Below are 22,458 nucleotides of genomic sequence, written 5' to 3'. Positions count from 1 at the left end.
AAACATGGCCGCAAACCATGCGCACCGTGACGACAATCTGCTGGAAGACATTCAGTCCCGGCTCGACAGCCTGAACAAATCTGAACGCAAGGTTGCGGAAGCCATCCTTCGTGACCCCAGCGCAGCTACTCGTTACAGCATAGCTGCCCTCGCCCGCGCTGCCGATGTCAGTGAACCCACGGTGAATCGTTTTTGCCGGGGATTCTCGGCCACCGGGTTCCCCGACTTCAAAATCCGCCTCGCTCAGAGCATCGCCACCGGCACCCCCTACGTGGGCCAGAATGTCGAGCCAGACGACACCGTGGCGGAGTTCGCAGACAAGATCATGCTCAGCACCATCGCCAGCCTGGACAAAGCCCGCCAGTCCCTGGACCCCAAAGCACTGGGCACCGTCATTGACTACCTGATTCAAGCCAAACAGATCAACTTCTTCGGTATGGGTGGTTCGGCGTCCGTTGCCCTGGATGCACAACACAAATTTTTTCGCTTCAACATTCCGGTCACCTCTTACGACGACGCCCTGATGCAACGCATGGTAGCCGCCGGCGCCCAAGTAGGTGATGTCATCGTATTAATCTCCTACACCGGCAGAACCAAAGAGGCCGTTGAGATTGCCAAGGTGGCACGCGCCAATGGTGCCACCGTGATTGGCATCACAAATCCGGAATCTCCGCTGGCCGAATGCTGCACAGCGGTGCTTGGCGTAACCGCTCCGGAGGACACCGAAGTCTATATGCCCATGTCGTCACGCATTATCCACCTGACCGTGATCGACATCCTGGCAACCGGTGTGACACTCAAGCGCGGAAAGGATTTCCTGAGCCATCTCAAGAAGATAAAGGAAAGCCTCAAGGCAACCCGCTATCCGCTGGAGTAGTCACACATAGTACTCGCCTGAACCACTCAGACATCCTCCGGCAGGGGCGCAGCCATCTACGCCCCTCCTCCCCCCTGAAACTCACCCCCCAAATTCCCTGACTCGGAGGATGTACAAAGACCCGCCTTGAGGAACCATGAAATTCGGTTTCCCAATGTCTGATTGGCAGAAGCTGCAATCAAGGGAACCGGAAGCCTGACCGGGACCTAGGAACCGGAAATTCCGCTTCCCTGACATGCAAGAATGACAAAAACACAGGACTCAAACGATGCACAATAAAAAGCCTCTCTTCGCTAGCAAGCTCCCACTGGCAGCTGCCATCACCGCAGCGGTCATGGCAACACCGGCCATCGCGGTGGACTTCCACGGCTATGCCCGGGCAGGAGCCTCCACCAATATCGGCAGCGGCGGCGAACAAACCTGTTTCGGCAATGGCGCCAGCGGTCACTATGTAGGCCGCCTGGCTGACGAATGCGACACCTATGCCGAGCTGTCACTGGGCGACGAGCTGTTCAGCCAGGACGGCAAGACCTTCCGCATTGACTCCATGCTTGCCTACAGCGCTGAGCCCCAGGGCAACGATTACCAGGCACTGAATGGCGGCAACAACATCAGCGGTATCGACTTCGCCAACGAAGAAGTCACCCGCAACAACGCAGACCCCTTCGGCGGCGGTGAGATTGCCCTGAGACAGCTTTATGTGTCTGCCAAAAACGTCGTCGAGTCGTTGCCCGGCGCCACCCTCTGGGCCGGCAAACGCTTCTATCAGCGTAAAGACATCCACCAGATGGATCTCTTCTACGTCAACAACTCCGGCTACGGCGCGGGTATCGAGAACATCAAGGCAGGTGCCGGCCACCTGTCCGTTGCCTATACCAATGCCGACACCAGCGACGGTGATGGCCTGGTTCAGAACAACAAACTTGACGTTCGATACGCCTTCCCGGTAGCCGGCGGCCACACCCTTGAGCTGATCGGCATCTACGCCATGGCGGACCTGACCGACCAGCAGAAAGACGCCGGTATTGAAGACGAGAACGGCTATTTTCTCACCGCCGAGCTGTCTTCAGGTGTTATGGGTGGCTTCAACAAGTTCGCCGTGCAGTATGGCGCCGACTCCATGGGCTTCGCCAATGCCGAAGGCAGCAGTGGCGGGCGAGTGGATAACGGCAACGTTGCAGGCTACTTCGAGTCCAGCTGGCGCGTGCTCAACCACGGCGTGATCAAACTGGGCAGTAACTGGGATCTGGGCCATTCCGTTGTCTATGAGAAGGCCAAACCCCATGATGCCGGCGCCCGTGATGGTGAGCGCCTGAGCATCATCGCCCGACCGATCTACAACTGGTCAACCGTTATGAGTACCGCGATTGAGATCGGCTACAGCGATACCGACCGCCCCTGGTTCACCGAATCCCAGGACCTCGGGAAAGTGGCCATCGCCCAGCAATGGCAGGCCGGCCCTGGCTACTGGGCGCGTCCCGTTATCCGCGCTTACGCTGCTACCTTCTTCGGAGATGAAGCCGAGGCCGCACGCGGTGGCGAAGGAATCGATGGCGACATCCAGATCGGCGCCCAGATCGAAGCCTGGTGGTAAGGCTCTAAACTCCACACGCTCTACTTGGACCTCCTTCAGGGCCGGCATTTGCCGGCCCTTTTTTTGCCCCTCACCCAATGACATCTACGCCCCGCTGCCACCTACGGCTACGCCCCGAAAATCCGGTCCCGGAGGGATGTTCTCGTGCATGCTTCGCGCAACCATGAGGAAGATCCGGAGCGGATCTTCCACCAACAAAAACAATTGGAAAGAGGATGTTGACAATGCCTGACCATAAACGGCTCACGGGTGGCATAGTGCTGACCCTTGCGCTGGCTCTCACCGGCTGCAACTCCGGCAGTAGCAGCGACTCACCGGCCAACGGCGGAAACACTGGCGCTGACGGCCTGCTCGAACCCGGGGCCAACGAGGCCCTGCTCTATTACAAGCGACCAGATGCCAGCTATGACGGCTGGGGCCTGCACCTGTGGAACGACGCCGGCGCTGGCTGTGATGGCCTGGCCGATGGTGTGCCCACCGACTGGGACACCCCAAGACGGGCGGACGGCATCAGCGACACCTACGGCGCCTATTATCGGATACCCATGCGCGAGGCCGGGGACTGCCTCAACTTCATTGTCCATAAGGGTGATGAGAAAGATCTTGGCGGCCAGGACCACCGCTGGCACTTTGGTGCGCTCGGCAACCGCATTTTCACCGTCAGCGGCAGCCAGCTGTTATCCAGTACACCGATCGAGACCGACGGTATTGCCATTGCCGGCGCCAGTGCCCATTGGGTTGATCGCAACACTCTGGTCTTCCGGGACACCGGAAATCTGCCACGGGTTGAACTTCGCTATGACCACAATGCCGGGATTGGCGTCAGCGACTCCGACACCCTGAGTGGTGGCAACGTACTGGAACTGACACCCACCACGTTACCTGAAGCCAGTGCAGACAAGTTCCCCCACCTGGCAGATTGGCCAGCCTACGAGATCATCGCTGACAGCGAAACCATCCAATCCGCGTTAAAGGGCCAACTGGTCGCCGCAGCCTATAACAGTAACGACGAGCTGGTAGCCGCCACCGGCGTGCAGATCGCGGGGGTACTGGATGACCTCTTTACCTTTAGCGGAGAGCTCGGCGCCATCATCGACGCAAGCTCCGTTACCTTTTCGGTCTGGGCACCAACCGCCCAGAGCCTGAAGCTTCATGTGTTCGATGAAGCCGGCGATCTCCTGCCCGGATATCCGGCCGAGATGATCGAATCCGAAGGCGTGTGGAGTCATTCCGGAAGCCGCAACGACCTGCTGGAGATGTACTATCAGTACGAAGTCTCCGTTTACCACCCCAGAACCGGTGCCATCGAAACCACCCTGGTATCCGACCCTTACGCCCTCAGCCTCTCGGCGAATGGCCAGTATGCCCAGGTGGTGGACCTTGGCGCAGACTACAAGCCATCCGGATGGGACAGCCTTACGATTCCAGCGAGGCCAGCGCCGGAGGATGTCGTGGTGTATGAGGTGCACGTTCGCGATTTCAGCGCCACAGACGAAACCGTTGAGCCGTCCCATCGTGGCAAGTACAAAGCCTTTACAGCCCCTTCTGATGGCAGTGTCGATAGCGTCGCACATCTGAGGGATCTGGCCGAGGCTGGCGTAACTCACCTGCACCTGTTGCCTGCCTTTGATATCGCCACCGTGAACGAGAACCCGAGCCAGGTGGTCGATATTCAGGACGATTTCAACCGGCTGTGTGAGCTTTCTGAAGCAGCCGCCAGCGAGTTCTCTGAATACTGCACAAGCGGGCAAACGATTCGCCAGGTTCTGGAAGGGTTTGACCCGCTCACCGGTGACGCCCAGGCGCTGTATAACACGTTCCGCGACCTGGACAGCTTCAACTGGGGCTATGACCCGGTTCACTTCACTGTGCCGGAAGGCAGCTATGCCACAGACGCCCAGGGCCCTCAGCGCATTACCGAGTTCCGGGAACTGGTGACGGCGGCTTCCGAATTGGGCCTGAACGTGGTTCTGGACGTGGTCTACAACCACACCAATTCGTCCGGTCTTGCCGACAACTCGGTTCTGGACAAGCTGGTACCCGGCTATTACCACCGCCTGAACCCGGAAACCGGCGCCGTCGAGCAGTCCACCTGCTGTGAGAATACCGCGTCTGAGCACGCCATGATGGAAAAGCTGATGGTCGACTCCCTGGTCACCTGGGCCCGGCATTACAAAGTATCCGGGTTCCGGTTTGATCTGATGGGCCACCACATGCTGAGCAATATGGAGAAGGCCCTGGCCGCGGTGCAGGCTGTCGATCCGGACACCTATTTCTATGGTGAAGCCTGGAACTTCGGCGAGGTGGCCAACAACGCCAGAGGCGTAAACGCCATCCAGACCAACATGGCCGGAACCGGTATTGGCTCGTTCAACGATCGCCTGCGGGATGCCGTACGTGGCGGCGGGCCCTTCGATGGAGGTGATGCCATTCGGGCCAACCAGGGATTTGCCAATGGCCTGTTCACCTACCCCAACGATCGAAACACGGGCAGCGAAGATGAAAGAAACCGGTTACTGCAGGTGAGTGACTGGATTCGTGTGGGCATCGCCGGCAGCCTGGCAGACTACCCGTTTGAGACCGCCACAGACGAGCTGAAAACCGCTGCCGAAATCGACTACAACGGACAGGCCGCCGGTTACACGGCAGATCCCCAGGAAATCATCAATTACGTTTCCAAGCACGACAACCAGACTCTCTGGGACAACAACCAGTACAAAGCCGACTACGCCGCCAGCACCCAGGAGCGGGCGCAAATGCAGGTTGTTGGCCTGGCCGTTCCGATTCTCAGCCAGGGCATCCCGTTCCTGCATATGGGCTCTGAACTGCTGCGTTCCAAATCCATGGAACGGGACAGCTACGATTCCGGGGACTGGTACAACGAGGTGGATTTCAGCTTCCAGGCTTCCGCCTGGAATCGAGGCCTGCCCCGCCAGGATAAGGATGGCTCTAACTGGGACCTGATCACCGAGGTCATCACCTCCGCTGGCAGTCACGCCAACCCCACTCCGGCGACGATCAGCTACACCAGGGATCAGGTGCTGGAGCTGCTCAGGGTGCGCAAGGAAAGCCCACTGTTCCGGCTTCAGACCGCCGAGGACATCAAGAACCGCCTCAGCTTCCTCAACACCGGCTCGCAGCAGATTCCGGGGCTGATCGCGTTCAGCCTGCTGGATGACGGTACCGCCGGTTTGCCGGAGCTGGATCCTGCCAATAACGAGATTGTGGTGGTGATCAACGCCAGCAACACCACCCAGACCCTGAACCACACCCTGGAAGGGGATTTCTCTGTCAGGGCCGATACCTCCCCGGCTCAGTCTGCGGCGGCCGATGCTGGCGAGTTCCTGGTGCCCGGGCTCTCGGTTTCGGTATTTGCCCGCTGACCGGCGGGCCTCAACACAGCCGGCCATGCCGGCTGTGACCATTGATAACAAGGAGAACAACATGAAAAAAGTACTTGGCAATCTGGCTCTGGTCTCTGTGCTTGCCATGACCGGCTGTGCCACCACCGGTGGTGAGCGTGACTACAGCCAGTCACTTTATCTGCGCGGGCAGTTTGCCTGGTGGGATGCCCTGCCCGAATACAAGGTCAAAAAGGTCGACACCGGCGTCTACCGAACGGAAATCGAATTAAAGGCGGACGGCCAACCCTATGAATTCAAGTTTGGCGATGCCAACTGGAGCAATGGGACCAACTGCGGTTACCTGTCCGAGAAAGACGACAAGGAGGTAACGCTCAACACGCCGGTTCGAGCGAACTGCTCTGCCGTGTTTGAGAACTTCCGTTTCACGCCGCCGGAATCGGCGGTGTACGGCTTCTATTTCGACGTAACCGGCGAGACTCCCACGGTGTATATCAAAAAAGCCAACTGATGCCCTGACATGCACAAAAAAGGGTGCCTGATCGGCACCCTTTTTTAATCGCTTTTCATCACACCCGGGAATCAATCCCTGTCGACCTCCGCGGTGTTTCTCAGGTATTGCTGATAAGCCATGTACTCACGCTGGCCCTCGAGCTGGGTCAGGAATTGACGCAACTGCTGGTATTCAGCGCCATCTGTATCCACCGCACCTTCGTTTACGGCATCAACCAGAATAATCGCCGCCTCACGCTGGCCAACGGCTTTGGCCATGGAAGGATTACCTTCGTCCGGGCGCGGCATGGCAAAGGCACGCTGCACCACAAATCGGCTCAGGTTAGCGCCGTCTCGCCCCTGGTTCTCGAAGCGCTGCCAGTCACCGGCATTCAGCGATTCGGGATCTTCTCCCGCTTCCAGGGCAGCCATCAGCTCATCCACTCTCGCCTCAAGCACCTGCCGGGTCTTGCGCGCTTCCAACATGGCGGCAATGTCGTCACGAACGTCGGCCAGCTCACGCTGACGAGGCTCCAAGTATTCGCGGACGCGAGCCACCACAGACGCGTTGTCACCAACATCGATCAACTCGGTGTTGAAACCGCCCTGCAGTACGTCATCAGAGAACAGCTGACGCACCAGCCCGGCGTGATCGAAAGGCGCGGCTCCACCCTCCCGGGTAACTCCGTCCACTTCCCGCACTTCCAGGCCAAGCTCTGCTGCCGGGCCCGCCAGATCGTCCGCCGCGTAGGCTGCGTCCGCCAACTGGGCACGCACTTCAGCAAAACGCTCGCTGGCACGGCTACGAGCCAGTTCATCACGCAGCTCGTCCCGCAACGACTCAAACGACGGCACATCGGAACGACGCACGCCATCCAGTCGAATCAGGTGGATACCAAAGCTGGTTTCAACCGGGCCCGACACTTCACCTTCTTCCAGGGCAAAGAGCGCGTTCTCGAAGGCCTCATCGTAGACACCACGACCGGCATAACCCAGGTCACCACCGTCACGGGCGGAAACCGTATCAGCGGAGAATTCCTCGGCCAGGTCCGAGAACGATTCACCTGCCTCCAAACGCTCCTGAATCGACGCGATGGTAGCCTCAGCATCGCTACCGTCTTCAATCAGGATATGGGCAGCGCGCCGCTCCTCACGGGCGTATTCTTCGGCCCGCTCACCGTAGAAGGCCCGCAGGTCTTCCTCGGAGATTTCGATCACATCCGCCAGGGCGCCCAACGACAGCGTAATGTAAGCCGCGTTCACCTGCTCGGGCTCGCGGAACTGATCGGCGTTGTCGTCGTAAAACGACTGAATCTCTTCCTCGGTTACCGTAATCTGCTCAGACAGAGAGTCTGCGCTAACGGTCAGCACACGGAAATCGCGGGTCTGGTTCTGGATACGCAACAGTTGTGCGGCGTTTTCACTGGCCACAATACCGGTCTGCGCGATGGACGCACGAATCTGGTTGACCACGTAGTTCTTCCGCATGTTCTCGCGGAATTCACCCACGCCCATGCCAACATTGCGTACCGTTGCCACAAACCGATCACGGTTAAACTGGCCGTCTACCTGAAACTGGGGCATCTGGGTAATCAGCGCATCGATGTCGGCATCCGACAGCTCCAGTCCCTGGGCCTGGGCGTCGAGGGTCAGTACCCGCTCCTGGATCAGGGATTCCAGCACATCCCGGCGGATCTGATCTTCATCCAGCATGGAGGGATCCGGGCTGTCCATCTGCATGAGCCGCTGCTGTGTTTCCAGCTGCACGGTGCGCAAAAACTCACGCTCGGTGATGGAGTCTCCGTTAACAGTGGCCACTTCCGGCTCACCGGAAAAACCGCCAACAATGGCGTCCATCCCCCAGATTGACAGAGAAATGATCAGAAGGCCGATAATAACCTTTGCAATAGTACCCTGGGCGTTATCCCGAATATCTTGAAGCATGTTGTTCCTGAATCCCTGTTCAAGGTCGTGCTGGTGTTATTGGTGAGGCGGCTGCACTTTAACGTAAAAAGGCGCACCCTGTCCGGAATGCGCCTTGAATTCTTGCGGCAGCTTTCGCAAGCGAAAGCTGCCAAAGAAAGAGCCTTTACTTAACGGCGTCTTTCAGGGCCTTGCCTGCTTTGAATCCAGGCACTTTAGAGGCCGGAATCTTGATTTCAGCGCCAGTCTGCGGGTTGCGGCCGGTACGGGCGGCGCGCTCTTTCACAGAAAAGGTACCGAAGCCGATCAGGGTAACCTGATCGCCTTTCTTCAGTGCTCCAGTGATGGAGTTGGTCATGGCATCCAGCGCACGGCCAGCTGCAGCTTTGGAGATATCTGCGGACTCTGCAATTGCATCGATAAGTTCGGACTTGTTCACACTAAACCCCTTCGATTTCAGGTTGAAGATGTTATAGGTCGGTTTGTTTTTCGAGGACGTTCCCGACTATCGCATATGCGGTCGGAGAATTCCATTCTTCAGTTTTCTTATTCCTTTCGGTAGTACACCGGTGTTCGGAATAGGCACTTACTGCGCGGGAGCCCTTGGTATTGGCTGCTTCACGGCGAAACAGTTATACCAACGGGCTCTCAGGCATGTCAACAACTCATCGGGTGTTTAATGTGTATTTATGCGCTCGGCAGCATCGCCGGCATCGTCTCCGGCTTTCGACGAGGCTCCCTCTTTTGCCGAATCGGCGGTGCGTGGCTCTGGCTGGTAAGCCAGTGCAATGTCCAGAACCTCATCAATCCACTTCACCGGACGAATCTCAAGAGAGTCTTTTATATTATCCGGTATCTCCTTGAGATCCCTGACATTTTCATCCGGAATAATGACGGTCTTGATGCCACCCCGATGGGCTGCCAGCAGCTTCTCCTTGAGCCCGCCAATCGCCAGAACTTTACCCCGAAGGGTAATCTCACCGGTCATGGCCACCTCGGCCCGGACCGGAATTTTGGTCAGCGCAGACACCAGCGCTGTGCACATGCCAATACCTGCACTGGGACCATCTTTTGGCGTTGCACCCTCAGGTACGTGCACGTGGAGGTCGTGCTTTTCATGGAAGTCATCGGCAATGCCAAGGCCAGAAGCCCGGCTGCGAACCACCGTCAGGGCCGTCTGGATCGACTCCTGCATGACATCCCCCAGTGAACCGGTCTTGACCACGCGACCTTTCCCTGGTGTCAGCGCACACTCGATGGTCAACAGTTCACCGCCCACCTGGGTCCAGGCAAGTCCGGTCACCTGACCAATCTCGTTCTTCTCTTCCGCCAGACCATACTTGAACTTCTTAACGCCGGAGTAGTCCTCCAGCATCTCGGGCGAGAGCGTGACAGAGGCCTTGTCGTTGGCCTCTACGTGCTCCCTGACCACTTTCCGGCAGATCTTGGCGATTTCCCGCTCCAGGCCCCGTACACCCGCCTCACGGGTGTAGTAGCGGATCAGGTCACGCAGTGTCGCTTCGGGAATCTTCAGTTCGTCCTTGCGCAAGCCGTTTGCCTTGATCTGCTTGGGCAACAGGTAGCGCAGAGCAATATTGACCTTTTCTTCCTCGGTGTAGCCCGGAATCCGGATGATCTCCATCCGGTCCAGCAGGGCCGGCGGAATATCCATGGAGTTGGAGGTACACACGAACATCACGTCCGAGAGGTCGTAATCCACCTCCAGGTAATGATCGTTAAAGGTGTGATTCTGCTCAGGGTCCAGCACCTCAAGCAAGGCTGACGCCGGATCACCCCGGTGGTCCATACCCATCTTGTCGATTTCATCGAACAGGAACAGCGGGTTCTTTACTCCAACCTTGGACAGCTTCTGCAGCAGCTTACCCGGCAGAGCGCCAATATAGGTTTTCCGATGCCCGCGAATCTCTGCCTCATCCCGAACGCCGCCCAGAGCCATCCGGGTATACTTGCGGTTAGTCGCCTTAGCGATGGACTGCCCAAGAGACGTCTTGCCGACGCCGGGAGGCCCAACCAGGCAAAGCACAGGCCCCTTGACCTTCTTCACACGGCTTTGCACTGCCAGGTACTCAAGGATGCGCTTCTTCACCTCATCCAGGCCGTAGTGGTCCTTATCCAGGATCTCACGGGCCTTCTCCAGATCGTGCCGCACGCGGCTGCGTTTTTTCCAGGGCACCGCCAGCATCCAGTCGATGTAACCCCGCACAACGGTGGCTTCCGCTGACATGGGTGACATCATCTTCAATTTGTTGAGTTCTGTTTCGGTTTTCTTGCGCGCCTCTTCCGGCAGGCCGGCTTCCTCAAGCTTCTGCTCGAGTTCTTCGAAGTCGTTATTGCCCTCGCCCAGATTGCCCATCTCTTTCTGGATGGCCTTCATCTGCTCGTTCAGGTAATACTCGCGCTGGCTCCGCTCCATCTGTTTCTTGACGCGTCCGCGGATGCGCTTTTCCACCTCAATCAGGTCGATCTCGCCGTCCAGTTTGCCCAGCAGCAGGTCAACACGCTTGCGAACGTCCAGTGCCTCCAGCAATTCCTGCTTCTCGGGAATCCGCATTTCAAGATGGGCCGCCATGGTATCCACCAGGCGCTCAAGCTCCTGAATACCCGTCAAGGCATTGGAAACCTCTGACGGCACCTTCTTAGACAGCTTCACATACTTTTCGAATTCGTCCATCAGGGTCTTGGTGAGCACATCCTCCTCGCGCTCAGGCAACGACTCTTCTTCCATCAGAATGGCCTGTCCTGACAGGAAATCACCCTCGGAAATATCGGTAATGCTGGCCCTGGCATTGCCCTCAACCAGCACCTTGACGGTACCATCCGGCAGACGAAGCATCTGCAGTACGGTGGCCAAAGTACCCATGGAGAATACATCCACGGCACCAGGCTCATCGGTTGAGGCGTCTTTCTGGGCGACCAGAAGGATTTCCTTGCTGCCCTCCATCGCGGCTTCCAGTGCCTGGATGGACTTCTCCCGGCCCACAAACAACGGGACCACCATGTGCGGAAACACCACTACGTCCCGCAGCGGGAGTAACGGGTAGTCTTGCACGGTTTCTTCAGATATACGGGTCATAGGGAATCCTCTGACAGCATTTTATTCAGCATATCACCCATCATTGGGGCGGCGGCGAAAATTGCAATCTTTTTACGAAAGGAACCGATGGGCAGGAACAGCATTCAGCGTCATGAAAAAGGGGCGATAGTCGCCCCTTTTCAATGCACTGCCAAATGACCTCAGAACTCAGTCAGTCCTCGGGTACCGCTTTGGCATGGTCGCTGCTTGCGTAGATCTTGAACGGCTCAGAGTCACCACTGATGACGCTGGCATCAATCACCACCTTGGAAACATCATGTTCAGATGGAATCTGGTACATGGTATCCAGCAGTGTGGCTTCCATGATTGAACGGAGGCCCCGGGCACCGGTTTTGCGCTCCATCGCCTTGCGCGCTACAGCTCGCAGCGCGTCTTCCCGGAAGTCCAGCTCCACGCCTTCCATATCAAACAGCTTCTGATACTGCTTGGTCAGCGCGTTCTTGGGCTCGGTGAGGATTTGCACCAGGGCTTGTTCATCCAGCTCTGTCAGCGTAGCAACCACCGGCAAACGGCCAACAAACTCCGGAATCAGACCAAATTTCACAAGATCCTCGGTTTCGACATCACGGATGATGTCACCGGTATTCTTGCTGTCGTCCTGGCTCTTCACCGTTGCGGAGAAGCCTATGGAACTGCGCTCCGAACGCTCCTGGATCACTTTCTCCAGGCCGGCAAAAGCGCCACCGCAAATAAACAGCATGTTGGTGGTGTCTACCTGCAGAAACTCCTGCTGCGGATGCTTGCGACCACCCTGGGGCGGAACCGACGCGACCGTACCCTCGATCAGTTTCAGGAGCGCTTGCTGCACACCTTCACCGGATACATCTCGGGTGATCGACGGGTTGTCGGATTTGCGGGAAATCTTGTCGATTTCGTCGATATAGACGATGCCGCGCTGCGCTTTTTCGACATCGTAATCACACTTCTGCAGCAGCTTCTGGATGATGTTCTCGACATCTTCACCCACATAGCCGGCTTCGGTGAGCGTGGTGGCGTCGGCAATGGTGAACGGCACGTTCAGCATCCGGGCCAGTGTCTCGGCCAGCAGGGTCTTGCCACTCCCGGTCGGACCGATCAGCAGGATGTTACTCTTACCCAGTTCAACGTCGCTTTTGCCTTCGCCATAGCGCAGGCGCTTGTAGTGGTTGTAAACCGCGACAGACAGCACAACTTTGGCGCGGTCCTGGCCAATCACATATTCGTTCAGGGTCTCGCGGATTTCCGCCGGTGTGGGAAGACGATCACTGGCCTCTTCCTGGGCGTTTTCCTGAATCTCTTCGCGAATAATGTCGTTGCACAGGTCAACGCACTCGTCGCAGATGAACACCGAGGGCCCTGCAATGAGCTTACGGACTTCATGCTGGCTCTTTCCACAAAACGAGCAGTACAGCAACTTGCCGTTATCGTCGCCTCTGCCGTTTCTTTCATCTGCCATTGAAATACCTCTGTTCTTCGTTGGTCGGCGCAATCAAACAATACGCCGACCAGGGATGATGCGATGACTTTCAGTATTATTTATTCGGTACGCGCTTATCAAGTATTGTATCGATCAACCCGTACTCTTTCGCCTGCTGCGGATCCATGAAATTGTCGCGGTCAGTGTCGCGCGCGATGGTCTCGAGATCCTGGCCGGTGTGCTCCGCCAGCAAGGTGTTGAGGGTATGGCGAATCTTCAGGATTTCGCGAGTATGAATCTCGATATCCGTCGCCTGCCCCTGGTAACCACCCAGCGGCTGATGAATCATCACCCGGGAATTCGGCAGGCACGCCCGTTTACCCTTGGTACCCCCTGACAGCAGGAAGGCGCCCATGCTGGCCGCCTGGCCGATACACAAGGTGGCAACATCCGGCTTTACAAACTGCATGGTGTCGTAGATGGACATACCAGCAGTCACAGAGCCGCCTGGGCTGTTGATATAAAGGTGGATGTCCTTGTCCGGATTTTCGGATTCCAGGAACAGCAGCTGAGCAACGACCAGGTTTGCCATGTGGTCTTCGACCGGGCCAACCAGAAAAATCACCCGTTCCTTGAGCAGCCGGGAATAGATATCAAAGGAACGCTCTCCGCGTGCCGTCTGTTCAATTACGATCGGCACCAGACCGGCGTTGGTTATCATTGTAGGGCCATCAAACGGTTTCTGCGTCATGTGCGCCTGAACTCCTTATGGACAATGGGCATGGACTCCTGTGGCAGGATATCCGGAAGTGATCGTCAGGATACCCTTATACTCTGCCACCAGTGAGCCCAGATGAAAACAGCCGGACACGCCGGCTGTTTCCAGAAAGCGACTCCGGGCCAGGCCCGGGGCCATCAGCGCTGGGGCTGACCGGCCTGAACCGCTTCTTCGTACTTCATTTTCTTCTCTTTCACTTTGGCCTGACCAAGCACATAGTCCACCACGGCATCTTCCAGAACAGATGACTCGATCTGAGCTTTCTGGTCCGGGTTGTTGGTGAAGTGCGCAACAACCTCTTCAGGCTGTTCATACGTAGATGCGATCTCCTGGATCTTTTCATCCACCTGGGCCGGCTCGGCCTTCAGGTCGTTCTTCTTGACCACTTCCTGGAACAACAAGCCAGTCTTCACCCGGCGCTTGGCCTGCTCTTCGAAGATTTCCTTGGGCAGCTGCTGGAAGTCAACCTGGCCACCAAAACGCTGAACGGCATCCTGACGCAGGCGATCAATTTCCTGATCCACCAGGGCAGCCGGAATCTCCAGCTCGGTGGTTTCCAGCAGTCCGTCAACAACGTCGTTCTTGACCTTGTTGGACACCGCCTGCTTGAGCTCGCGCTCCATGTTTTTCTTCACTTCTTCACGGAAGGTCGCTTCGTCTTCGGCTTCAATACCGAACTTCTTGAAGAACTCCTGGTCCAGTTCCGGCAGCTGCGGCTCTTCTACCTTGTGGATCTTGATATCGAACTTGGCTGGCTTACCAGCCAGGTCTTCGTTGTGGTAGTCCTCGGGGAACTCCACTTCGATTTCCAGATCTTCACCGGCCTTACCACCAACAATGGCCTTTTCGAAGCCCGGGATCATCTGACCAGAACCCAGAGTCAGACGATGGCCTTCAGCGGCGCCGCCTTCAAACTCTTCACCTTCGATGAAGCCTTTGAAGTCGATGGTCAGAACATCTTTGTTCTTGGACTTGCGCTTGACTTCTTTCATGGTGGCCTGCTGACGACGCAGGTTGTCAATCATGGTATCGATGTCTTTGTCGGTCACTTCGGCAACCGGCTTCTCTACCTCAACCTTGGACAGGTCGCCCAGCTCGATTTCAGGCAGCACTTCGAAGATGGCCACGAACTCGAGGTCTTTGCCCTCTTCCATGGTTTTCGGTTCAAACTTCGGCCAGCCAGCCGGGTTGATATCCTGCTCCTGCAGTGCCTTGATGTAATGGTCGCGCATGGCCTCGCCAACCACTTCCTGGCGAACGCTGTCACCGAAACGACGCTTGACCACGCTCATGGGCACCTTGCCAGGACGGAAACCGTTCAGGCGCACGGAACGGGCAGTTTCCTGCAGGCGTTTCTGAACCGCCTGATCGATTTCCTGGGCGGGCACACCAATCGTCATGCGACGCTCGATGTTAGAGGTCGTTTCAACAGACACTTGCATGGAAGTTCCTCAAATTACAGATTCTGTAGGTGAATGAAAATTAAGACAAAACCCTGTTCAAAGCGACAAGCCCGAAAGGGACGCAAAATTAAAAGCCGGTAGTTTATCACGGTTTACCCCACCGAGAGAATCACCCGGTAAGGCTGAATATCGCTTTGAGACCAGTGCCACAACCGACATAGACAAAAATGGGGGCATTACTGAAAAAAGAAAGGGTGGTGCGAGAGGAGAGACTCGAACTCTCACGGGTTGCCCCGCTGGAACCTAAATCCAGTGCGTCTACCAATTCCGCCACTCTCGCGTATCTGGCACTGTACCGAAACGACCAAACGCCGTACAGACAGGCAGAAAAACAAACAAGGGGAAAAGTGGGGTGGACGAAGGGGTTCGAACCCTCGACCGCAGGAGTCACAATCCTGAGCTCTACCAACTGAGCTACGTCCACCACATCAGGGAGGTGCCTTTGGCACTCACTACTGCTTGCTTCAACTTTGCTGGTTTGGCGATCCGGTCCGGACTCACGACTTGATGGCGCGCCCGGCAGGACTCGAACCTGCGACCATCCGCTTAGAAGGCGGATGCTCTATCCAGCTGAGCTACGGGCGCTTGACCGTTCGCCCACCTGAATATCCAGAAAATGGTCGGGGTAGAGAGATTCGAACTCCCGACATCCTGCTCCCAAAGCAGGCGCGCTACCAGACTGCGCTATACCCCGTTTCGACTGAACAACAAGTGCCTCAGCAAAGTTGGCGCGCATATTACCGGCGGCTGAGGCATCCGTCAACAACGATTTCAAAAATCATAGAGATAACGTTGCCTAAGAAGACCCGGGCAGGCACAAAAAGTTCCCCACGGAGCTTTGCCTGAGTCCCGGTTCAGCGCATTGGCGTAAATGCCGAAGCATGAGACAATGCCCGGCCTTCACTTCTTCACTATTCATGCCCAACCGACAAGACGGAAACATGAGCGCCAAACTGATTAACGGAAAAGAGATCGCCGTCCGGGTTCGACAACAGGTGGCTGCGGGCGTACAGGCCCGGAAAGCCAAAGGCCTGAGAGCACCCGGCCTGGCAGTGGTTCTGGTGGGCAACGACCCCGCCTCCCACGTGTACGTGGGTAATAAACGCAAAGCCTGCGATGAAGCGGGCATTCTGTCGCTGTCCTATGACCTGCCCGAAGACACCTCTCAGGCGGCCCTGGAAGCACTGATTGATGAGTTGAACGAAAACCCCGCCGTAGATGGCATCCTGGTTCAGCTCCCCCTGCCCTCACACCTCGACGCCGACCCGATCCTGGTAAAGATTCGCCCGGATAAAGACGTGGACGGCTTTCACCCCTACAATATCGGCCGCCTGATGCAGCGCAAGCCCTGTCTGCGCCCTTGTACACCGGCCGGCGTGATCACCCTGCTCGACTCCATAGGCACACCCTACAAAGGTCAGCACGCGGTCATTGTCGGCGCCTCAAACATCGTGGGTCGGCCCATGAGCATGGAACTGTTGCTGAAAGGCGCCACCACCACCGTATGCCACCGGTTCACCGGCAACCTGGAGAAGTTTGTGGGTGAGGCGGACATCCTGATTGCCGCCGTCGGTAAGCCCGGCATCATCAAAGGCGAGTGGGTAAAACCCGGCGCCACCGTGATTGACGTGGGCATCAACCGCATGGACGACGGCAAGCTCTGCGGCGACGTAGACTTCGCCGCAGCCGCCGAACGCGCCTCCTACATCACCCCGGTCCCCGGCGGCGTAGGCCCCATGACCATCGCCACCCTGCTGGAGAACACCCTTTACGCCGCGGATGTGCTTCACCGCTAGCTGTCTGTCGGGCCTGTAAGGGTCTGTCCCCGAACGGGGACTGACCCACCTTTGCCCGTCCTTGCCCTCAAGCTAGAACCCATGGGCCAGGGTCTGTCCCCAAAGGGGACTGACCCACCTTTGCCCGTCCCCGCCCCGAAGCTCGAGCCCATGGGTCCAAAATGGGTCAGTCCCCGTTCGGGGACAGACCCCAGGAGACAGACCCCTGACCAAAAAAAACCCGCCGGAGCGGGTTTTTTTGAACGCGGAGCAGATTACTGCCCGTACTTGGCCTTGGCCTTCTGGCGGTAGGCGTGCAGAAGCGGCTCGGTGTAACCAGCCGGCTGCTCACGGCCTTTCAGAACCAGATCCACAGCTGCCTGGAAGGCGATGCTGTCGTCGAAGTTCGGGGCCATGTTGCGGTACGCGGCATCACCGGCGTTCTGCTTGTCTACTACGGCAGCCATGCGCTTCATGGTTTCCATGATCTGCTCTTCGGAGCAGATACCGTGGTACAGCCAGTTGCACAGCAGCTGTGAAGAGATACGCAGGGTCGCGCGGTCTTCCATCAGGCCTACATCGTTGATGTCCGGCACCTTGGAACAGCCCACGCCCTGGTCGATCCAGCGTACAACGTAGCCAAGGATACCCTGGGCATTGTTGTCCAACTCCTGCTGGATGTCTTCCGCGCTCAGTGAAGACGGATCGTCCATCACCGGAACCGTCAGGATGTCGTCCAGAGACGCCCGCTGACGGTTAGCCAGCTCTTTCTGCACATCAAACACGTTCACCTGGTGGTAGTGGGTGGCGTGCAAGGTAGCGGCCGTCGGCGACGGAACCCAGGCGGTGTTGGCGCCAGACTTCGGGTGGCCAATCTTGGCTTCCAGCATGCCGGCCATCAGGTCAGGCATGGCCCACATACCCTTACCAATCTGCGCTACACCAGACAGACCCGCTTCCAGGCCGATATCTACGTTCCACTGCTCGTAGGCGTTGATCCAGGTAGCCAGCTTCATCGGGCCCTTACGGATGAACGGACCCAGCTCCATGGAGGTGTGAATCTCGTCGCCGGTGCGGTCCAGGAAGCCGGTGTTAATGAACACGGTGCGATCTTTGGCCGCGTGGATACAGGCTTTCAGGTTCACCGTGGTACGGCGCTCTTCATCCATGATGCCCACTTTCAGGGTAAAGCGCGGCAGGCCAAGCGCATCTTCAACACGACCGAAGAATTCGTTGGTGAACGCCACCTCTTCCGGACCGTGCTGCTTGGGCTTAACAATGTAAACAGAGCCCTTGGTGCTGTTCTGGAACTTGCCATCAGCCTTCAGGTCGTGAATGGCGATCAGTGAAGTGACCAGGCCATCCATCAGGCCTTCCGGAATCTCGTTACCGTCTTTCAGCAGGATGGCCGGGTTGGTCATCAGGTGGCCAACGTTACGAACGAACAGCAGGCTGCGGCCCTTCAGGGTCAGTTCGCTGCCATCAGCACCGGTGTAGGTGCGGTCGCCGTTCATACGGCGAGTCATCATCTGGCCGCCCTTCTCGAAGGACTCTTCCAGGTCACCTTTCATCAGGCCGAGCCAGTTCTTGTAGGCTACTACCTTGTCGTCTGCGTCTACCGCCGCAACGGAGTCTTCGCAGTCCATGATGGTAGTCAGGGCAGATTCCATCAGCACGTCTTTGACGTTGGCACCATCGTCTTTGCCGATCGGATGGCTGGCATCGATCTGGATTTCAAAGTGCATGCCATTCTTCACCAGCAGAACGCCAGTGGGGGCATCGGCGGCACCGGTGTAGCCAACAAAGCCGGACTCGTCTTTCAGGCCGGTGACTTCACCATTCTGCAGTTTCACCGCCAGTTTTCCGCCGTCGATGTAGTATTTGGCAGCATCTTTATGGCTACCGGAAGCCAGGGGCGCAGAGCCGTCCAGCAGGTTGCGGGCCCACTCGATGACCTTGGCACCGCGAACCGGGTTATAGCCGCGACCTTTATCAGCGCCATCTTCCTCGGAAATAGCATCGGTGCCGTAGAGGGCATCGTACAGGCTACCCCAGCGCGCATTGGCGGCGTTCAAGGCGAAACGGGCGTTCATCACCGGAACAACCAATTGCGGGCCGGCCATGGTAGCGATTTCCGGATCTACGTTGGCAGTAGAGATTTTGAAATCGGCGGGCTCATCGACCAGGTAACCGATCTCTTTCAGGAACGCCTTGTACTCGGCCATGTCCAGCTTCTGGCCCTTGTGGTCACGGTTCCAGGCATCCATCTTTTCCTGGAGGGCATCACGCTTGGCCAGCAATTCGCGGTTGCGCGGAGCCAGTTCGTTCACAATTTTGTCGAACTCGGCCCAGAATTTGTCAGCGTCAACACCGGTGCCCGGGATCGCTTCGTTATTTACGAAATCGTACAGATTCTTGGCGATCTGGATGCCGCCAACTTGAACGCGTTCTGTCATCGTTGCTTGCCTCAATGGGTTTGTAGTTCCCGACTCCCCTTCTAGCGCCACGGGCGCGGGGCATTCTGATTTGAGCGCCGCATTGTACGTGAAATTCCCTACAAGGTCATTCCCATGCAGCACAATGCGGCTTTAGGTGTAATGGTACGAGTCAGGCCCGGCGCCAGGTGGTGCCTTCGCGACTGTCGTCCAGAATAATACCCTTTTCGAGCAGCTCATCCCGGATACGATCGGCCCCAGCAAAATCTTTCGCTTTGCGGGCATCGGCGCGGTCCTGAATCATGGCCTCAATATCTTCAGCAGTCAGCTCACTACCGGTATCGGCCTGGAAGAAAGCTTCCGGGTTTTGCTGAAGCAGCCCCAGCACGCCACCCAGACGAACCAGAATGGCTGCGCTGCGCTTGGCCTGCTCGTCATCGCCTTCACGGCGGTGATGATTGATGTCGTTGGCCACGGCATGCAAAACCGCGATGGCACCGGCGGTATTGAAATCGTCGTCCATCACTTCGGCGAACCGGTGATCGTGGTCGGTCTCCGGCACGTCACTGTCCTTGGCCGGGGTAATACCCCGCAGGGCATGATACAGCTTGGTCAACGTCCGCCCTGCCTCAGCAAGACTTTCCTCGGAATAGTCCACCTGGCTGCGATAATGGCTGGAGACCAGAAAGTAGCGCACCACTTCCGCCGGATACTTTTCCAGGATTTCCCGGATGGTAAAGAAGTTGCCCAAAGACTTGGACATCTTCTCTTTGTTCACCCGAATGGCGCCGGCGTGCATCCATGTATGTACAAACTTGTGGCCGGTGGCACATTCCGACTGGGCAATTTCGTTCTCGTGGTGCGGGAACAGCAGATCCGGCCCGCCACCGTGAATGTCGAAGGTGTCGCCCAGGCACTTGGTGGACATAGCCGAGCACTCGATATGCCAGCCCGGTCGGCCATCGCCCCAGGGAGACTGCCAGCTAACTTCGCCAGGCTTGGCGGCTTTCCACAAGGCAAAATCCGCAGGGCTGCGCTTGGCTTCCTGCACATCCACCCGGGCACCGGCCACCAGGTCTTCGAGTTTTTTCTTGCTCAGTTTGCCGTAGTCCGGGAAGGAATCCACCGCGAAATACACGTCACCGTTATCAGCCGCGTAGGCATGGTTGCCCGCAATCAGCGTCTGGATCATGGCGATGATATCGTCGATGTAGGCGGTAGCCCGCGGCTCATCGCTGGGAGCCAGCACACCCAGGCGAGCTTCGTCTTCATGCATGGCGTGAATCATGCGGTCGGTCAGGTCGGTGTAGACCTCACCATTTTCATCGGCCCGGCGCAGGATCTTGTCGTCGATGTCGGTGATGTTACGCACGTAAGTCACATCATAGCCACGGTGGCGCAGGTAACGGGTAACCACATCGAAGGCCACCAACACCCGGGCGTGGCCCAGGTGGCAGTAGTCGTAGACCGTCATGCCACACACGTACATGCGTACCTTACCTGGCTCGATGGTCTTGAACGCTTCCTTCTGCTGCGTCAGCGTATTGTAGATACGCATTACTTGCCTCCCTTGCCCCAGGAATCCCGAAGTGTGACTGTCCGGTTGAACACCGGCTTGCCGGCCTTGGCTGTCAGCTCCTGATCACAGAAGAAATAGCCCTCACGCTCGAACTGATACGGTAAATCGGTCCTTGGCTCGGCCAGACTTTTCTCAACCCGCGCGCCCTTCAGCACCACCAGGGACTCCGGGTTCAGGTGATCCAGGAAGTCACCTTCCTTGTCGCTGTCCGGGCTCTCGTGGTTAAACAGTCGGTCATACAGGTTGATATCGGTTTCGATGCTGTCATTGGCCGATACCCAGTGAATCACGCCGTTAGGCTTGTAACCTTCCGGGTTCACACCCAACGTGTTCGGATCGTACTCGCATTTGAGTTCAACGATCTCACCGCTGTCATCGCGCACCACCTCTTTACAGGTCATCACGTAACCTCCGCGCAGACGCACCGCCTGCTCCGGCGCCAGACGTTTCCACTTACGCGGCGGCTCCACCTCGAAGTCTTCCCGGTCGATGTACAGAGTCTGGCTCCAGGTGACGTCCCGCTCCCCCATCTCCGGCTTCTGCGGGTGCACCGGCAAGGTCAGGGTTTCGGTCTGATCAGCCGGGTAGTTGGTGAGAGTCACTTTTAGCGGGCGCATGACGCACATGGCGCGGGGCGCCCGGTCGTTCAGGTCTTCCCGGATGGCATACTCCAACATACCTACATCAACGGTACCACCAGCTTTGTTAACACCGATCATGTCGCAGAAGCTGCGTATGGATTCCGGGGTGTAACCACGGCGGCGCATGCCGGAAATAGTCGGCATACGCGGATCGTTCCATCCCTCTACCACATGTTCGTCCACCAGGCGCTTCAGCTTGCGTTTGCTGGTGATGGTATAATTCAGGTTCAGCCGCGCAAACTCAATCTGGCGCGGATGGCACGGAACGGTGATGTTATCCAGCACCCAGTCGTACAGGGGGCGGTGGTCTTCGAATTCGAGCGTACACAGGGAGTGAGTAATCCCCTCCAAGGCATCAGAAATCGGGTGGGTGAAGTCGTACATCGGGTAGATGCACCACTTGCTTCCGGTCTGGTGATGGTCGGCGTAGCGAATGCGGTAAAGAATCGGGTCCCGCAGGTTGATGTTCGGGGAGGCCATATCGATCTTGGCCCGCAACACCAACTCGCCGTTCTCGAACTTACCGTCGCGCATGTCCCGGAACAACTGCAGGCTTTCTTCCACCGGGCGGTCCCGGTATGGGCTGTTCTTGCCGGGCTCCTTCAGGGAACCACGGTATTCAGCCATCTGCTCAGCATTCAGTGCACACACATAGGCCTTGCCTTTTTCGATCAACTCCTCGGCAAAGGCGTACAGCTGGTCAAAGTAATCTGAGGCGTAACGTACGTCGTCCGCCCACTCGTAGCCCAGCCACTCGACGTCCTGCTTGATGGCATCGATGTATTCCTGACTTTCCTTTTCCGGGTTGGTGTCGTCAAAGCGAAGGTTACACTCGCCACCGAAGGTTTGCGCAATACCAAAGTTCAAGCAGATCGACTTGGCGTGACCAACGTGCAGGTAGCCGTTGGGCTCCGGCGGAAAACGGGTAACGACCTTGCCAGCGTACTCACCCTTGGCGATGGCGTCTTCGATCAGGCTCTGAATAAAATTGTGGGCTTTCTTCGACTCGGCGCTCATACAATCTCTGT

At 57.4% G+C, this 22,458-nt stretch carries 14 protein-coding genes and 4 tRNA genes; 5 read left to right on the top strand and 13 right to left on the bottom strand.

All coding sequences use genetic code 11. The annotated features are described in order from the left end of the window. Positions 1–4 precede the first annotated feature (4 nt). The 4 genes from RVM24_RS03810 to RVM24_RS03795 all read left to right on the top strand — a co-directional run bounded on the left by RVM24_RS03810 (position 5) and on the right by RVM24_RS03795 (position 6,344). Positions 5–877, top strand: coding sequence for a MurR/RpiR family transcriptional regulator (locus RVM24_RS03810; RefSeq protein ID WP_058089493.1), 873 nt, complete (start codon positions 5–7; stop codon positions 875–877). A 268-nt stretch (positions 878–1,145) separates the two neighbouring features. Continuing rightward, the gene (gene lamB / locus RVM24_RS03805) at positions 1,146–2,471 is read left to right on the top strand and encodes a maltoporin LamB (protein ID WP_058089492.1); all 1,326 of its coding nucleotides are present in this window, start codon (positions 1,146–1,148) and stop codon (positions 2,469–2,471) included. 224 nt (positions 2,472–2,695) lie between these two features. Then, complete coding sequence (pulA, locus tag RVM24_RS03800; protein ID WP_082780490.1) at positions 2,696–5,854, top strand: pullulanase-type alpha-1,6-glucosidase; 3,159 nt, start codon at positions 2,696–2,698, stop codon at positions 5,852–5,854. Between the two features lie 61 nt (positions 5,855–5,915). After that, entirely contained in the window at positions 5,916–6,344 is a 429-nt protein-coding gene (locus tag RVM24_RS03795) for a hypothetical protein (RefSeq protein WP_061331164.1), read from the top strand. 71 nt (positions 6,345–6,415) lie between these two features. Here the strand turns inward: RVM24_RS03795 and RVM24_RS03790 are convergent, their stop codons facing one another. The 10 genes from RVM24_RS03790 to RVM24_RS03745 all read right to left on the bottom strand — a co-directional run bounded on the left by RVM24_RS03790 (position 6,416) and on the right by RVM24_RS03745 (position 15,694). Further along, on the bottom strand, positions 6,416–8,269 hold the full coding sequence (locus RVM24_RS03790) for a SurA N-terminal domain-containing protein (RefSeq protein ID WP_431474982.1): 1,854 nt from the start codon (positions 8,267–8,269) through the stop codon (positions 6,416–6,418). A 145-nt stretch (positions 8,270–8,414) separates the two neighbouring features. Continuing rightward, the gene (locus RVM24_RS03785) at positions 8,415–8,687 is read right to left on the bottom strand and encodes an HU family DNA-binding protein (RefSeq protein ID WP_008174603.1); all 273 of its coding nucleotides are present in this window, start codon (positions 8,685–8,687) and stop codon (positions 8,415–8,417) included. A gap of 237 nt (positions 8,688–8,924) precedes the next feature. Beyond that, positions 8,925–11,342, bottom strand: a complete 2,418-nt coding sequence (lon, locus tag RVM24_RS03780) for an endopeptidase La (protein WP_061330965.1) — start codon at positions 11,340–11,342, stop codon at positions 8,925–8,927. Between the two features lie 172 nt (positions 11,343–11,514). After that, positions 11,515–12,798, bottom strand: a complete 1,284-nt coding sequence (gene clpX, locus RVM24_RS03775) for an ATP-dependent Clp protease ATP-binding subunit ClpX (RefSeq protein ID WP_058090436.1) — start codon at positions 12,796–12,798, stop codon at positions 11,515–11,517. A 76-nt stretch (positions 12,799–12,874) separates the two neighbouring features. After that, positions 12,875–13,510 (bottom strand): ATP-dependent Clp endopeptidase proteolytic subunit ClpP, encoded by a 636-nt coding sequence (clpP, locus tag RVM24_RS03770; RefSeq protein ID WP_058090435.1) that lies wholly within the window; start codon positions 13,508–13,510, stop codon positions 12,875–12,877. 164 nt (positions 13,511–13,674) lie between these two features. Further along, on the bottom strand, positions 13,675–14,979 hold the full coding sequence (tig, locus tag RVM24_RS03765) for a trigger factor (protein ID WP_061330964.1): 1,305 nt from the start codon (positions 14,977–14,979) through the stop codon (positions 13,675–13,677). Positions 14,980–15,195: 216 nt separating this feature from the next. Next, positions 15,196–15,280 (bottom strand) — tRNA-Leu (locus tag RVM24_RS03760). Between the two features lie 68 nt (positions 15,281–15,348). Then, a tRNA-His gene (locus RVM24_RS03755) sits at positions 15,349–15,424 on the bottom strand. 84 nt (positions 15,425–15,508) lie between these two features. After that, positions 15,509–15,585, bottom strand: a tRNA-Arg gene (locus RVM24_RS03750). Between the two features lie 32 nt (positions 15,586–15,617). Next, positions 15,618–15,694, bottom strand: a tRNA-Pro gene (locus tag RVM24_RS03745). 247 nt (positions 15,695–15,941) lie between these two features. On the opposite strand from RVM24_RS03745, the gene folD reads away from it, so the two are divergent. Further along, a complete protein-coding gene (gene folD / locus RVM24_RS03740; RefSeq protein ID WP_286921252.1) occupies positions 15,942–16,796 on the top strand; it encodes a bifunctional methylenetetrahydrofolate dehydrogenase/methenyltetrahydrofolate cyclohydrolase FolD in 855 nt (284 codons plus the stop codon). 254 nt (positions 16,797–17,050) lie between these two features. Here folD and RVM24_RS03735 read toward each other — a convergent pair whose 3' ends face one another. From RVM24_RS03735 to RVM24_RS03725, 3 genes are all read right to left on the bottom strand, one after another. Next, positions 17,051–19,231: a malate synthase G gene (locus RVM24_RS03735; RefSeq protein ID WP_061330962.1), complete on the bottom strand. Its 2,181-nt coding sequence runs from the start codon at positions 19,229–19,231 to the stop codon at positions 17,051–17,053. Positions 19,232–19,382: 151 nt separating this feature from the next. Further along, the gene (cysS, locus tag RVM24_RS03730; protein ID WP_061330961.1) at positions 19,383–20,768 is read right to left on the bottom strand and encodes a cysteine--tRNA ligase; all 1,386 of its coding nucleotides are present in this window, start codon (positions 20,766–20,768) and stop codon (positions 19,383–19,385) included. Next, positions 20,768–22,447 carry a glutamine--tRNA ligase/YqeY domain fusion protein gene (locus RVM24_RS03725; protein ID WP_431474981.1) on the bottom strand — a complete coding sequence of 560 codons (1,680 nt, stop codon included), beginning with the start codon at positions 22,445–22,447 and terminating at the stop codon, positions 20,768–20,770. The genes cysS and RVM24_RS03725 overlap by 1 nt, the downstream gene beginning before the upstream one ends. Positions 22,448–22,458: the final 11 nt, after the last annotated feature.

The sequence above is a fragment of the Marinobacter sp. KM021 genome (genome assembly GCF_050707965.1).
In the GTDB taxonomy this organism is placed as follows: Bacteria; Pseudomonadota; Gammaproteobacteria; order Pseudomonadales; family Oleiphilaceae; genus Marinobacter; species Marinobacter shengliensis.
Note: the sequence above shows the minus strand (reverse complement) of the source record. Positions and strands in the feature narration are given on the sequence as shown.

Excerpts from the sequence above, each read along its gene's own strand:
- RVM24_RS03810 (WP_058089493.1), top strand. The coding sequence starts at position 5 with ATGGCCGCAAACCATGCGCACCGTGACGACAATCTGCTGGAAGACATT.
- lamB (WP_058089492.1), top strand. The coding sequence starts at position 1,146 with ATGCACAATAAAAAGCCTCTCTTCGCTAGCAAGCTCCCACTGGCAGCT.
- pulA (WP_082780490.1), top strand. The coding sequence starts at position 2,696 with ATGCCTGACCATAAACGGCTCACGGGTGGCATAGTGCTGACCCTTGCG.
- RVM24_RS03795 (WP_061331164.1), top strand. The coding sequence starts at position 5,916 with ATGAAAAAAGTACTTGGCAATCTGGCTCTGGTCTCTGTGCTTGCCATG.
- RVM24_RS03790 (WP_431474982.1), bottom strand. The coding sequence starts at position 8,269 with ATGCTTCAAGATATTCGGGATAACGCCCAGGGTACTATTGCAAAGGTT.
- lon (WP_061330965.1), bottom strand. The coding sequence starts at position 11,342 with ATGACCCGTATATCTGAAGAAACCGTGCAAGACTACCCGTTACTCCCG.
- clpX (WP_058090436.1), bottom strand. The coding sequence starts at position 12,798 with ATGGCAGATGAAAGAAACGGCAGAGGCGACGATAACGGCAAGTTGCTG.
- clpP (WP_058090435.1), bottom strand. The coding sequence starts at position 13,510 with ATGACGCAGAAACCGTTTGATGGCCCTACAATGATAACCAACGCCGGT.
- tig (WP_061330964.1), bottom strand. The coding sequence starts at position 14,979 with ATGCAAGTGTCTGTTGAAACGACCTCTAACATCGAGCGTCGCATGACG.
- folD (WP_286921252.1), top strand. The coding sequence starts at position 15,942 with ATGAGCGCCAAACTGATTAACGGAAAAGAGATCGCCGTCCGGGTTCGA.
- RVM24_RS03735 (WP_061330962.1), bottom strand. The coding sequence starts at position 19,231 with ATGACAGAACGCGTTCAAGTTGGCGGCATCCAGATCGCCAAGAATCTG.
- cysS (WP_061330961.1), bottom strand. The coding sequence starts at position 20,768 with ATGCGTATCTACAATACGCTGACGCAGCAGAAGGAAGCGTTCAAGACC.
- RVM24_RS03725 (WP_431474981.1), bottom strand. The coding sequence starts at position 22,447 with ATGAGCGCCGAGTCGAAGAAAGCCCACAATTTTATTCAGAGCCTGATC.